The sequence below is a fragment of the Vibrio profundi genome, from assembly GCF_043642225.1.
In the GTDB taxonomy this organism is placed as follows: Bacteria; Pseudomonadota; Gammaproteobacteria; order Enterobacterales; family Vibrionaceae; genus Vibrio; species Vibrio profundi_A.
The window spans coordinates 346,797-360,162 of the sequence record NZ_JBHZSF010000001.1; the positions used below are offsets into that span (position 1 = coordinate 346,797).

Here is a 13,366-nt window from a genome sequence, read left to right on the forward strand (position 1 = left end):
TAATGGACTTTAGCGAGCCTTCGGTTATCCAAAAAAGGGCTCTCCATGCTGAACGTACTAAAGCAAGAATATAAATTGCCGCTTGGTCTTCTCGCTGTACTGTTTTTTAAGCTAGTCGGTGACGAATTACTCAGTGGAACACTTGCTCCATTCACATACGTGGCGATTACCGCCATTCTTTTTTACGCGGTCATGAGCGCTATATTTTCCGTCGTCCGTCACTCTGACGCACTGGCGATAAAGCTTGGTGACCCATATGGCACACTTATCCTCACACTTTCTGTCGTACTGCTCGAAGTAATCATGGTCTCGTCCGTGATGTTGACTGGGGAATCGAATCCGTTTCTCGCACGAGACACGATGTTTGCAGTCGTGATGGCGGTATTAAATGGTTTCGTCGGGATTACATTGTTGATTGGCGGCCTTAAATACCATACCCAAACTTACAACTTGGACGGTATAAAAGCGTATTTAGTGGCGATCATTCCTCTGTCGCTGCTTTGTCTCGTACTACCAAATTTCACCAGCATGGATGCGGTAGGCAACATGTCCACCAGCTTAACGTGGACTCTTGTACTCGCGTCCATCGCGCTATATGCCGTGTTTCTATTCATTCAGACTCGCAGCCATACCAACTACTTTATTGATGGGGATAACGAAGATCACCATGACCATCATGGCCCTCTTCATAGCAATGCGTTCCACACCATTATGTTGGTGAGTTATTTGATCGTTGTGATCTTACTGGCGAAAAGTTTAGCCATTCCAATTAACGACAGCATTACAGAGATGGGCGCTCCAGCAGCATTAGGTGGATTAATTGTCGCACTCATTATTCTTGCACCAGAAGCAGTCGGTGCAGTGAAAGCGGCGGTCACTAATCAATTGCAAAGAGCGATGAACCTGTTCTTTGGTTCTGTGCTGGCCACCATTGCGTTAACAGTACCTGCTGTTCTACTGATCTCTGGAATGATGAATGAACCTATTCAGCTTGGCCTAGCCCCTGCAGAAATGATCTTATTGGGGGCGACACTGCTAATGACTAGTGTGAGCTTTAGTAGCGGAAGAACTAACTCTCTTAATGGTGCTACTCACCTGATCTTGTTCTTTGCCTACATCATCTTAATGTTCGATTAAATAAGACGCCGGCCTAGGAATACCACTAGGTCGGCACAAGGTCTGGAGTATCCCATGCAAGAAATTTTCACTTCAATTTGGTTACAAGATTTTGATGCTCTACTCAAGCTGAATTCACTGAATATCCTGCTTCTTTTACTGGCGGTTGTGCTTTTTCTTGAGTCGAGTTTTGTTTTCTTGCCACTACCTGGTGATGGGCTGGTTCTGTTTGTTGGAGGACTCGTTGGATTGGGGGCGATAGACTTTACGAGCGCCCTGTTACTGCTCTCTTGCGCGTCATTTTCTGGCAGCATCATTGCCTATTTACAAGGTCGTTGGCTTCACAGCACCCGATTCATGAGAAAAGCAGAACAAACACTCCCGGATGAATCATTACCGAAAGCAAAAAAACTCTTAAGTCGATTTGGTTTCCTTTCCTTATTTGCTTCGCGATTTATTCCATTTGTACGCGTGCTGACTCCCATGCTTATGGGCGTCGCCCAACTGAGTGCTATCAGAACTCTGGTAGTCAGTGCCACGAGCTCTGTGACTTGGGTTATTAGCCTACTGCTGGCTGGGAATTGGGCGATGAAACACCCGTTCATCTCCCAGTATCAGGAACTCCTCACTAAGTGGTTTCTCTTAGGCAGCTTGCTCTTAATGGCCGTGGCATTCATCGCTCTTTTCATTCGCTTAGCCACCAATAAACCAAGCGCACAATCCCTCATTCGATAACCGAATCAGCGCAAATTTATTATAAGTAGGCTTATATATGACTTTGATTACCTTACCATTTCCAACTGAAAGAGCGGAAAACCTGCACGTCCAGATCTTAGAACTTGTATCCAGAAAAAGTGCAAAGCGGCTAAACAACGCGCTCCAAGCAGCGGATTCCGTTGACCTAGCCTCGGCACTTCGACGCCTTTCTAATGAACAACAAATCTCGGCTTGGGAATTGCTAACTGGCATCAATCCTCAACTTGCCGCAAACCTTCTCGACCACTTCTCAGATCCCGAATTACTTAGGTTAGTTAGCCAACTATCAGAAAACACGACCGTTATCCTCTTTCAATATTTGCATTCAGCCGATCGCCGATTGCTCTTAAATGAGCTGCCATTTGATCTCCAAAAACGGCTCAAACATGCTTTACCTACTGCTTGGAAAGAAGAAGAACGTGCGGCATTAATTTACCCAACAGACTCTGCAGGTGGGATCTGTAAGAGTGAAGTGCTCAAGCTTAATGAAGACGCAACCGTCGACAGTTTGAGTGAGATGCTAAGCGCACATGAACACAGCCTAGACCGGTTAGAATGGCGTTATGTTTACCTTCATGATTCAGACGGGAGTTACTTAGGCGGCTTAAAAATTCGTGACGTCCTGATGTTGCCAAGCGGTGCTTCCCTAAAAGAGCATATGGATTCCACCGTGCCAGTTATTCTTCCTGATGCTGGTTTGAATACCATCAAAAGCACGTTAGACACCACTTTGCATCCCGTTGTGCCTATCGTCGATACGCGAGGCTTCCAAATTGGTATCGTCGGCTTTAAGCATCTCAATGAGGCCTTATACCAACGTTCTAAGCAGCAAATGCTGGAACAATCCGGGGTATTCGGAGGGGATGAGTCTCGCACCATGTCAGTACTTAAACGTAACCTACGCCGGCTCACCTTTTTACTGCCTTCGGTCGCGTTAAGCTATGCGGCCATTTCGATCATCGCGATATACGAGCCGATCATAGAACAAATTGCGGTATTAGCGGCTGTGTTGCCGCTTGTCGCTAATCTTTCTGGCGCTGCAGGTAATCAGTCCGTTGCCGTATCAATACGTGAACTATCCATGGAGCAGATTACCGCGAAAGACCTACTTTACGTCGTCGCGAAAGAAGTTCCGATTGGCACTCTTAACGGATTGCTGATTGGCTGTGTACTCGCTTTGCTGACTTTCTTTACACTCGGAGGTGAACACACGGACCTACCGATTGTGATAGCCATTGCATACACGTTTTCTTCCGCGCTAGCCGTCATGATTGGTGGAACCTTACCCTTGATTTTAAAGCGATTTAATCTCGATCCAGCCATGCTTTCTAGCCCAATACTCACCACGTTAACCGATGCAATTTCATTTTTTAGCGTCTTGTATTTAGCGCAAACCTTTTTGCTGTAGCCACCCAACAAAAAAATTGGAGTCACTATGCACATCGAAACATTATTTACTTATATGACACTCACCGTTATCGGGTTATTACCTATTATGAATCCACCCGCGGCAGCGGCGGTACTTCTTGGGCTCAGTAAAGGAAGAGACAAAAGCTATATCGTCTCTCAAGCCAAAACCACGGGCGTTTATCTATTTATTGCCCTATGTATTACGTTTTTCATCGGCGCTTCGGTACTCGAACTCTTTAGTATTTCAATCCCAAGCCTAAGGTTAGGCGGCGGCATTATCATCGTTGCGATCGGCTTTAACATGTTGTTCCCACGTACCGAAAACACTTCAACGCCAATAGGTCAAGATTCCATTGCGCTAGTGCCACTGACCATCCCTTCACTGTGTGGTCCAGGTTCTATGGCTGTCATCATCAGTTTGGCTGCCCAAATTGCGACATACGAAAATCACACAAGCATGACCAGTGTGTACGGTGGTGTTGTGGCTGGGCTTGCTGTCGTAGCAGTGATCGCGACAATCACATTAACCATGGCATATCCGCTGCTCAAAGCGTTAGGGCAAAATGGGATCAATGCATTTACGCGTATTATGGGCTTCCTACTGATCTGTATGGGTGTGCAATTTTTTACTCTCGGAATCCAAGAAATTGTGATCGAACTGAACCATGTCCTTATCAATGAAGCAGCCTAGCTTCATGAAGTTATTTAAATCCAAAAATATAAATATCTCATCAATAACATAATTAAAATTAAAGCCTCAGCCAATAATTATTGAGGCTTTTCTCTATCAAATATGAATCGCTGTAATTCATAGTCACCTAACTTACCAGTAAATAAAATAACCCTATCGACAAACAACCTGGATTTATATTTATGAAATTAACGAAAGCAACGCTATTAATAACCACTCTAGTCTCTGCACCGTTAGTCTATGCGAATAACAATGTTGATTTTTCACATTCTAAACAACATTACTCAGGGTTTGATATTGGCTATGGGTCCAATGATTTTCACATTGGGTTGCAATACGCACAGCCACTTAATAACGATTGGAGTATGCAAAGCTCTTATGTCGGGGATAACGATTTTAATGACCACGAACTTGGGCTCGATTTCCAACGAACTGATGGTCTAGGGATGTCGTTTCAGTACCAGTACGACACGGATTATCAGTCTGAAGGATTACGTGCCAATGACTACCGTTTTAGCCTATACCGTTCAAATTCGATCACAGAGAAATTCAATCTCACTCCACAAGTTACGGTCGGTAATCTACAACACCAACAAATGAGCAGTAGTGTTTACTACACCAGTGCATCGTTAGATATGGCGTACAAGATCAGCCCGGTGATTTGGGTAGGAGTGACGCCGGAGTACACCTACAGCTTGGGTAAGGTGAAAGAAAAAAATGGCAATCAATCAACTCTGAGGGATTGGGATTACACCGCCGAGTTGGGCTATCAGCTGAACCAATCAAGTGCATTTGTTTATAGCTACCACTACGACAATGGTGACAACTTATCACTGTTCTCTTTCAAACATACTTTTTAAGCCTTTCGAGCTGCCTATCTTCGGCAGCTCATTGACATCACTCTCAATCACACAAAAAAGCGAGTAAACCGTGAAAACCAACGCCTTACTTCTGAGCGTAGCCGTCAGTGGCTATGCCTTCGCCGACACGGCAACGTTTGACTTCGAAACAGCAGTAGAGGAGTTTTCTGAAATAACCATTGAAAGCACCGCCATTGATTTCACTGACCCTACCGCCGCTTTTAGTTCGATTCAGCTGGGTTACAACAACGCAGGGTTTGATACTGGGATCGGCTATGCCAAAGGACTCAATGACCGCTGGGCAGGCCTGGTATTTGCTCAGACATTAACTAGCTTCGACGCTTATCGAGTAAGGGCAGCGGCATTGAGCACATCTTTTGGCACTGGCGTCATGGGCGACTATATGTACGACAGCGAGAATGATGGCCACACTATGCTATTGAATGCGCTCCAAATTCTACCGATACATGAAAGCGTGCTAATAGCCCCGGTACTGGGCGTAGGAGCCATGTCTAGCGAGGAGCTAGAAAGCCATGTCCCGCTTGCTATGATTCAATTGTATAACGTCCTAAAGGTAACCCATAACCTATCGTTGATGGTAACTCCCGTTTACACGCAGTCACTAAGCGATAAACATATTAAAATCAGTACGCTGGATTGGGAAACCAACCTTTCATATAGGCTCAACGGCAACCAAAATATCTCCATCAATTACAGTGTCTATGAGCAGGCAGATAGCTCTTTCGGCATTCATTATACTTACGCCCTTTAAACCGTTAAGTATCACCAACTCCAAGTACTCTATCTCCCTCCCAAGCAACACGGAAGTTGTTCTACCACCTATTACCCGTTCGCTTTAATCCGCTTACTGCAAACATACGGTCCTCTTTGCGACCTTTAGAATGACTCCGTTTCATCAATCATGCGGTACGAATCCTTGCTATTCTTAAGCGTATATCCCATTCAAGCTATTGAATAAAGGGCAATATCCCTTATTCTTAACTCACACTTACGTTTTCACGTTACAAAGGTACCCAATGAAAAAACTTCAAGATCTAGACTTAAATCTACTCAAGTTACTCAAAGCGGTCGTTGAAACACGTAACACCCATGCCGCAGCCGATAAGCTAGGTATATCGCAGACTAGCGTCAGTCGAGGTATGGCGAAATTAAGAGAAACCTTTGGTGACCAGCTTTTCATTCGAAAAGCACACGGTGTTGAACCTTCTGAACTAGCAGAAAAACTCGCTGAAGCTGCAGATGAGATGTATTCCCCAGTGATAAAGGTGGTCGAGTCCTACCACAACTTTGAACCAAAAGAGTTTACGGGTGAAATCACCGTTGCCTTGAACATCTTTTTGCTGGAGCTGTATGGAGATGGTATTTTTGAGGCATTGCAAGAAGTGCTGCCGAACGCGAGCTTCAAGTTAGTGTATTGGCAAGACAAAAGCCTAGCTGAAATGCTGAACGGTCAAGTGGATTACTTATTACAACTTTCTGGAATTCCATTTCCACAAGATGTTTATCTACACAAACTTACCGAGGTGAAATTAAGTATCATCGCACGTAAAAACCACCCTGTATTGATGAGAAGCAGTAAGTGGGAAGACATTCACCATTTACCGATAACCAGAATACTGATCGACGGCATCAATACCAAAAGAACCCCTGTGGAAGAACTCTATAAATCGAAAGGCTACAAAGCAAACATGGCACTTTCAACACATAGTATCACTGTGTTGCGAAACAAGCTTAAACACTCAGATTCGATCTCTTTTGGCAGCAGTTATATGACAGATGGCGATTCAGACTTAGCGTGTTACCCACTGCCTAACTTACCTAAAGAACTCCGACAAATTGTGGTGGATGGGGGCTACCTGCAATCTAAACGGGGCTTCCCACTCCACCAACTCTTGCACCAAACGATGCAACACTTCTTTGACAATCTTGTCCAACCAGAAGTGCTGTATCCAGACCAACCGACTACGTAGGCCCCGGCTGACGAACCGCAGACGTTACTGCAGGATACATAATGGTGTCTTTTATTTCGTATTTATATTCATAACTAAAGTCCGGAAACGGGAACGATTGCTCTTCGTGCCACTGCGCAACTACCTGCTCTGCTTTCTGTTTCTGCTCTTTGTTATCGGTCGATACCTTATCGAACAGCTGATACTGGTTAGAATGCGCAATCTTGGCACCCACACCATCTACCTGAGTCAACATTGAAAACAGAATATCTTCTTGCACCGCCATGAACTCCTCATGGTCTCGGCAACTAATGTAAGCCATCATATTGATATTAATAGAATACTCTCCTACTCCCATCAATCTAACTCGCACTGGATCCTCTTCAATCATCGGGTGCTGCAATAATAAGCGTCGAATATTCACAATAAGCACACGTAACTGTTCAAGTGACGTCTCTGAACGGAGTCGAATAATATGATCCATACGCCGTTTGTCACGTCGCTCTAAGTTATCAATCTCCATATTGGCAAACTCAGAATTGGGGATGGTAATTAAAGATCGCTCTAACGTCCTCACGCGCGTAGATCGTAAACCTATGCTTTCTATGGTGCCGAGTTTATCTCCGTATCGGCAAAACTCACCAAGCTTAACCCCACCATCCGCATACAATGTTAAACCATTGATGACGTTTTCTAATATTGGTCGAATCGCCAGCGCTACTGCTAAACCACCGACACCTAAACCTGCCAATATAGGAGAAATAGAAAAGCCCATGAACTCAATGACATAAATTCCTAAGATCACGATAGTCAGGCCACCAAAAATACGAGCAAGAACCGTAATTAAGGATGAGTCAACATGCTTGCCATTGTGCTTTTTGAAAGCGTAGATATCCGCGAAATAATTAAAAATCGCCATGATAAGCCAAGAAACAAAAAAGAACTGCGCAAACAAAAACGCGGTTGTAAATATCTGGTAAACCCCACCAGTAATCCAAACTCCATCATCAATAATCCACCTAGCAAGCAGTAATAGATTCACTACACCGACAAGAGAAAACAACCTTCCTGCCTGCCATTTCAGCCCTCTGCTTTCCCAACGAAGGTTCCAACGTTCACCTAGTATGAAGCTAATTTTTATCAGCATTCGACACGCAACCAGAATGCCTGCAAGCGCGAACCACTGCCACATCGGCAAAGGGCCATGAAGTTCATTGAATGATTTAGGAAAAGATAGAATAAATTGCTTAGAGAACAGTGGACCAGGACTAATCAAAAACTCTTGATAATAATCTGGACGTTCTTGAGCATAATAAGGAAGCGCTGACATCGTGCGATACCAACGAGACAAACTTTGAATCGTGCTTGAGCTAAAAAGGAACTGATCACTCCTTTCGCCTTCCGCTTGACGAGATATTACGATTTCTGTATTTCCAAAACGCCAGTGTTCAATACCTTTGTCTGTCACTTGATATACATCAGGCGCAAGCTCATGAGTCGCTTGTTCGATTCGGTCGAGTAGCTCTCTAAGAAGAATGATTTTTTCCATCACCACGACGGTTCGGCTGCGATTAGGCACCATAGAAAGATCCATGGTTCGCACCACTTGCGAATACGCATACTGTGCTTCTTTCAAGTGCAAAGCTTCATTTTGCCAATGCTCAATAACAATACTTGAGTCTCTCATGAAACTGGCGAGAGTCTGGCTAGGGCTAGATGTATCCGACAAGAATAATGTTGGGTTTGGGTTTGGGTTAGACAAGGCTAGAGAACTGAATATAGCCAAGTAAAACCCAAACCCTGTTTTTAATAAGGCTCGAATCACGGCTTTCTCCCACAATCACACAACTTTAAATCTAACATTGGTGTAAGTGAGTATGAATGGTCTAATACGGATTGGTGCTGAGCATAGTGGTAATTAGCTCTCAATAAAGTCGCAATACATTTAAAAAGTGAAGTGAACACTTGGGTCATCACAGTCTCCTATAGAAGAAGCACATCCCTGTGAATAAACGGAAAGTAAGTTACACATCCTTATAACTAGTGGTTTATATGTTTATTAAAGAACTTACTTAATTCATTAAGTGCATCGTTTGATTCGGGTACATCAACTAAAAGTCCACTCAAATAATCAGCATGAGATTGTCCGTCATAGATATGGAGCTCGGTTTCTATGTCCACGCTGCGTAATAGACGATGCATTCGAACCGTATCGCTGAGTAATAGATCACGAGTGCCCGAAATAAATATCGTAGGCGGGAACTCATCAATTTCCGCGTAAACAGGTGAAATCATAGGATTATCCAGTGGTTGCTCTCCTGCATAAAGTTTAAAAGCAGCGTCAACTAGCCCGTCTCTCTGACCAAGTGGATCTAAGCCATGCAGCGTTACCCAAGAATCCGATGTCTCTTTTATATCAACGGCAGGAGTCCCCGCAAACAAGGCTCCAGGCATTGGTACTCCTAGCTCTTGAAGTTTAAGAGCAGTAGCAAGCGTTAAGTTACCACCAGCAGAAGTACCAAATATGGCAGTTGACTCTGCAGGCTGCGTTTTAATCAGCTCTTTCCAGACGGCAACTGTATCTTCCAACGCCCCTGGGAATGGGTGTAATGGTGGTTGACGGTAATCAATCGAGATCACTTGAGCTCCTAGCCCGTTTGCTACCCACACCGCTTCACGTAGCGCTGACTCTCCTCCACCAAATACAAATGCACCACCGTGAATGTGAACTAACCACTTATCTTTATATTCTGGAGCTATGTTTTTCGGACTAACAAAAAAGGTATCAACACCGGCAAATTGCTTTGTTTCATAAGTCACCCCTAAGCGCTCCATCGCTTGATGTGCTACGTCAATGCCTGAGGCATCAAATTGAGTTTGAAGCGCTAACCATTCTTCATTATTAGTTGGTACAGACACTGAGGCTGGAACCACTCTGTGTTCCAAAATTTGAGCAAACTCAGATGAAACCCCTGCCGGCATTGGCACCATTCGCTCTTTCATAACCATATCCGCAAAAACCGTGGTGCTTGATAGGCCTAGCAGTAATGTAGGGATGATAGTACGTAAGAATTTCGATTTCATGATGACTCCAGTTGTAATTTAAGGACCGTTACCGGCTAACAAAACTTATTATTACGTCCCTAGACAATCGTAGCGACGAATTACAGAAATTCAATTTTGTGTGCGTATTACCATCAATTATGAATTTCTCTAATTCCTATCCACAGGTAATTTTTGATGTGATATTAAAGTACGAACGTAAGGAGTAAATATGAAGTATCTACCTCCAACCTTAATATTTATCGGATATTTGGCTTTCTTTTTTACATTAGTAATCAGGTTAAACAGCTAATTTAGAAAGTAAAGTTAATAATTATGTCATGCCCTATAAGATTTACACGCATGAATAGGTCTGAATAAATTATTATTCATCAATATTAGTTATTCTAACTGTTAAATAAATTGGAAATGAAAAATGAAATTTAATTCCACCGTAACACCAATAAAAGCAATCTTAATTACGACATCATTTAGTTCCCTTGCTATTGCTAACAGCAATGTGCTTCCTACTCACCAAGAAATTTATAGCAAAGGAGACGTTGTATATGCTCAATATGATAACGGTGGAATAGTGAATAGCTCTGTTATTGAAAATATTGCCCAGACTCAGCCAGAAGAAGCCTACATCAAACAAATAGCAGAAAGGGTTTGGGCGATAACTGGTTACCACTTTGGTTATAAGACCGTCATCGAAGGCGACACTGGCCTCATCCTTTATGACTCTGGTGATGACATCGAAGAAGCAACCGAAATTATGGCGTTAATATCAGAAAACATTAGCAACAAACCTATCCACACCGTTATTTATAGCCATTCACACTATGTATTCGGTACACAAGCGATAGAACAGGCCTTCGATGGATCTCTTACTGTCATTGGGCACCCAAAGTTGAATAAGAATATATTATCAAGTCGAGGCTTAGGCGCTGCAATCCCAGAATTAGCTCCGACATTAACCGCTCGAGCATATGAACAATTTTCAGTGCTTCTTCCCGAAGAAGGGCAGGATGCTAAATCTCCGACACCTGTAGGAAAGACGCAAGGGTTTGTGCCAGTTAACACCCATGTCGAAAATGAAGAAAAGATGACAGTTGATGGAGTTGAATTGGTATTTTATACCGACTTCGACAGTGACTCTAACGACCAAGTGATTGTGCACTTGCCTGAATCAAATACTGTGCTCAACAATCACTTGTGGCCCACGTATCCCAATTTCTACACGTTGAGAGGTTCCGTATACCGTGATCCGACCGCGTGGGCTAAAGGCATAAAGCTGATTCGAGATTTAAACCCAGAGCATCTCATTGGTACGCACGCTGAACCCATTAGTGGTCAAGAGAATATTCAAATGGTTTTGAATGGCTATTACGATGGCATTATGTACCTCTACGATCAAACTCTTCGTGGCATCCTATTAGGACAAACACCCGAGGAGTTAAGCTATTCAATTCAGCTACCAAAAGATCTTGCTGAGTTCCCACATAATCAAATGACCTATGGTGAGTTTTCTTACTACCCGAAAAACATCTATCAATACGCACTTGGATGGTTTAATGGTGAAGTAGAGACCTTGAACCGAATCGATCCGGACCAGCAAGCCCGAAAGATCATAGAAGGCTTTGGTGGCGTTGAGGCGGTGAAAAAAGAACTAAGCAAAACCCTCGCAAATAACGAGTTTGCTTGGTCAGCTGAGCTAGGGGGATACTTAGTTCGTGTTGCGCCAGACGATGGAGACGCCAAACAGCTGTTAGCGACCGCTCTTAGGGAAATGGGATACAGAACCGAAGCAACCATCCCACGCTCTTGGTATCTCACAAAAGCACTTGCTTTAGAAGGGAAACTCGAAATCCCGACAGTCGTCTTCTCAGATGCAGACTCTATCATAGACATGCCATCAGAGACTTTCATTAACCAGTTCCGAGTGCGCCTGGATCCGAAAGCTAGCTATGGTGAAAACCAAATGCTGGCAATTAAAATCACAGATGCTGATGGGCCTACATCAGGATTACATGTTCGCAGTACGGTTGCGGAGTTTGTGCCTAACGTAGCCGATTATGCGCTTCAACCAGAGCTTGAAATCAGCCTACCTAAACGTACTTGGGTCGAATATTTTGTCGGAGAAAAAAATCTAGATGATATGTTGGATAGTACTGATGTCGAAGCAAACAACAAAACGGCGGTCAGGGCGTTTTTAAGCCTATTTGATCAGCTTGACGAATCAAGGACTCAGTTCGTCTCACCCTCTCAATGACTGTAACGAGTTTCGCCCTCCCAATATCAAGAACGCCCTATTAGGGCGTTCTTTTCAATGCTGAAAAGCCAGTTAATCAAAGAACCACTTTAATCACCCTAATTATTCAACTCCAGAATATCGGAATGCTTCACGAGTCAACTGTTCTAACTCCTCATCGTCCATTTCACTGTGCACCACCGTTATTCTCCCTAGGTAGATACGAGGTACATCCGTTTCGCGTCCTTCTAAATGGAATTTGATTGCTTCCGCCGTGGCAACTCCTAAGTCATCGCTCATTCGCATAGGCGTGGCGTCTAATTCATCGGAACGTATTTTCTCGATTTCCTTAGCCGTTCCCCCCCAACCCGTCACGTAAATGTCATCCATTTTTCCAGCATTACCTATGGCTTCTACCGCGCCCATCGTCATCGCGGTATTCGCATTATGTATCATGCTTACTTCAGGAAAGTTATCGAGCACCAGACGAACCCCGTCTGCGCCGCCCAAAGATTGGTATTGTCCAAAATGCTCATAAACCGTTAGCCAATCTCCCTTCTCTTCAACACAATCAATAAACCCCTGAGAGCGTTGAGTGTCAGTGATACCTGGGATACCACGATTCGCAGCAAATTCTATCTCTTTCCCAAGATGACGCACCACGTGATCACACAGTACTTCTGCACCCATTTCACTCGAAAAGTCAAACCAGCCGTCAGGCTGATGTTCCCAACCAGAATTAGGGGTATGAAATGCCCAAATAAACGTTTTGAAATCACTAACCGCTGATAAACGTTGAATATTATTGGCTTGTAAGTCGAGCTCTGAAGGGCCGAAGATAACAAAGTCATAGTCATCCGCTGAACCAAGCACGCGATCGGTATACTGAGTTTGTAGCGAGTGTTCGATCTGCTTCGAGGTAAACTCTTCCACTTCAAACAGCAGATTCAAAGCGTTCAACCGTTCGGTCATTGCCGTGTAGTTACGAATCCAGAAATCGGAAATGTCCGCACTAGGGTATATCAGTGCAATTCTTACTGGCTTGGTCGCCTTATTTCCTTTTAGAGCGTCAGCCTCTGCACTCACGGTTTTTTGAAACTGGTGTAACTTCTCAATATCGACATTCGCTACGCTATCCCTTGCAGAACTAAAAAAAGGAAGAGAAATCAAGGAAGAAACCGCCAAAGACAGTGCCGGTTTGTAAAACAGTAGCGGCATAATTGTTACCAAATGTTTGATTGTGTATTAACATTATTATAAATATATAAAA

General features: G+C 43.8%; 11 protein-coding genes. 8 read left to right on the forward strand and 3 right to left on the reverse strand.

Annotated elements, in window-relative coordinates:
• Positions 1 to 45: 45 nt before the first annotated feature.
• The 7 genes from ACHUFI_RS01650 (at position 46) to ACHUFI_RS01680 (ending at position 6,824) form a co-directional block, all read left to right on the forward strand.
• Positions 46 to 1,137 carry a calcium:cation antiporter gene (locus tag ACHUFI_RS01650; RefSeq protein ID WP_394246445.1) on the forward strand — a complete coding sequence of 364 codons (1,092 nt, stop codon included), beginning with the start codon at positions 46 to 48 and terminating at the stop codon, positions 1,135 to 1,137.
• 54 nt (positions 1,138 to 1,191) lie between these two features.
• A complete protein-coding gene (locus ACHUFI_RS01655; protein ID WP_394246446.1) occupies positions 1,192 to 1,851 on the forward strand; it encodes a DedA family protein in 660 nt (219 codons plus the stop codon).
• 37 nt (positions 1,852 to 1,888) lie between these two features.
• Entirely contained in the window at positions 1,889 to 3,280 is a 1,392-nt protein-coding gene (locus ACHUFI_RS01660; protein WP_394246447.1) for a magnesium transporter, read from the forward strand.
• 27 nt (positions 3,281 to 3,307) lie between these two features.
• Positions 3,308 to 3,973: a MarC family NAAT transporter gene (locus ACHUFI_RS01665; RefSeq protein WP_394246449.1), complete on the forward strand. Its 666-nt coding sequence runs from the start codon at positions 3,308 to 3,310 to the stop codon at positions 3,971 to 3,973.
• A 182-nt stretch (positions 3,974 to 4,155) separates the two neighbouring features.
• Complete coding sequence (locus ACHUFI_RS01670; RefSeq protein WP_394246450.1) at positions 4,156 to 4,833, forward strand: hypothetical protein; 678 nt, start codon at positions 4,156 to 4,158, stop codon at positions 4,831 to 4,833.
• A gap of 70 nt (positions 4,834 to 4,903) precedes the next feature.
• Positions 4,904 to 5,605 carry a hypothetical protein gene (locus ACHUFI_RS01675; RefSeq protein ID WP_394246451.1) on the forward strand — a complete coding sequence of 234 codons (702 nt, stop codon included), beginning with the start codon at positions 4,904 to 4,906 and terminating at the stop codon, positions 5,603 to 5,605.
• 265 nt (positions 5,606 to 5,870) lie between these two features.
• A complete protein-coding gene (locus ACHUFI_RS01680) occupies positions 5,871 to 6,824 on the forward strand; it encodes a LysR family transcriptional regulator (RefSeq protein ID WP_394246453.1) in 954 nt (317 codons plus the stop codon).
• On the opposite strand, the gene ACHUFI_RS01685 is transcribed toward ACHUFI_RS01680, so the two are convergent.
• Both ACHUFI_RS01685 and ACHUFI_RS01690 read right to left on the reverse strand, forming a co-directional pair.
• Positions 6,817 to 8,628 (reverse strand): mechanosensitive ion channel family protein, encoded by a 1,812-nt coding sequence (locus ACHUFI_RS01685; protein WP_394246455.1) that lies wholly within the window; start codon positions 8,626 to 8,628, stop codon positions 6,817 to 6,819. The genes ACHUFI_RS01680 and ACHUFI_RS01685 overlap by 8 nt on opposite strands.
• A gap of 215 nt (positions 8,629 to 8,843) precedes the next feature.
• Entirely contained in the window at positions 8,844 to 9,887 is a 1,044-nt protein-coding gene (locus ACHUFI_RS01690; RefSeq protein ID WP_394246456.1) for an alpha/beta hydrolase, read from the reverse strand.
• Between the two features lie 394 nt (positions 9,888 to 10,281).
• Between ACHUFI_RS01690 and ACHUFI_RS01695 the strand changes: the two genes are divergently transcribed.
• Positions 10,282 to 12,117, forward strand: a complete 1,836-nt coding sequence (locus ACHUFI_RS01695; RefSeq protein ID WP_394246458.1) for an alkyl sulfatase dimerization domain-containing protein — start codon at positions 10,282 to 10,284, stop codon at positions 12,115 to 12,117.
• A 102-nt stretch (positions 12,118 to 12,219) separates the two neighbouring features.
• Here ACHUFI_RS01695 and ACHUFI_RS01700 read toward each other — a convergent pair whose 3' ends face one another.
• Positions 12,220 to 13,314 carry a substrate-binding domain-containing protein gene (locus tag ACHUFI_RS01700; protein WP_394246459.1) on the reverse strand — a complete coding sequence of 365 codons (1,095 nt, stop codon included), beginning with the start codon at positions 13,312 to 13,314 and terminating at the stop codon, positions 12,220 to 12,222.
• Between the last annotated feature and the right edge of the window lie 52 nt (positions 13,315 to 13,366).

Bases quoted from the DNA above. Each gene is read 5' to 3' on its own strand.
- ACHUFI_RS01650 (WP_394246445.1), top strand. From the start codon at position 46: ATGCTGAACGTACTAAAGCAAGAATATAAATTGCCGCTTGGTCTTCTC.
- ACHUFI_RS01655 (WP_394246446.1), top strand. From the start codon at position 1,192: ATGCAAGAAATTTTCACTTCAATTTGGTTACAAGATTTTGATGCTCTA.
- ACHUFI_RS01660 (WP_394246447.1), top strand. From the start codon at position 1,889: ATGACTTTGATTACCTTACCATTTCCAACTGAAAGAGCGGAAAACCTG.
- ACHUFI_RS01665 (WP_394246449.1), top strand. From the start codon at position 3,308: ATGCACATCGAAACATTATTTACTTATATGACACTCACCGTTATCGGG.
- ACHUFI_RS01670 (WP_394246450.1), top strand. From the start codon at position 4,156: ATGAAATTAACGAAAGCAACGCTATTAATAACCACTCTAGTCTCTGCA.
- ACHUFI_RS01680 (WP_394246453.1), top strand. From the start codon at position 5,871: ATGAAAAAACTTCAAGATCTAGACTTAAATCTACTCAAGTTACTCAAA.
- ACHUFI_RS01690 (WP_394246456.1), bottom strand. From the start codon at position 9,887: ATGAAATCGAAATTCTTACGTACTATCATCCCTACATTACTGCTAGGC.
- ACHUFI_RS01695 (WP_394246458.1), top strand. From the start codon at position 10,282: ATGAAATTTAATTCCACCGTAACACCAATAAAAGCAATCTTAATTACG.
- ACHUFI_RS01700 (WP_394246459.1), bottom strand. From the start codon at position 13,314: ATGCCGCTACTGTTTTACAAACCGGCACTGTCTTTGGCGGTTTCTTCC.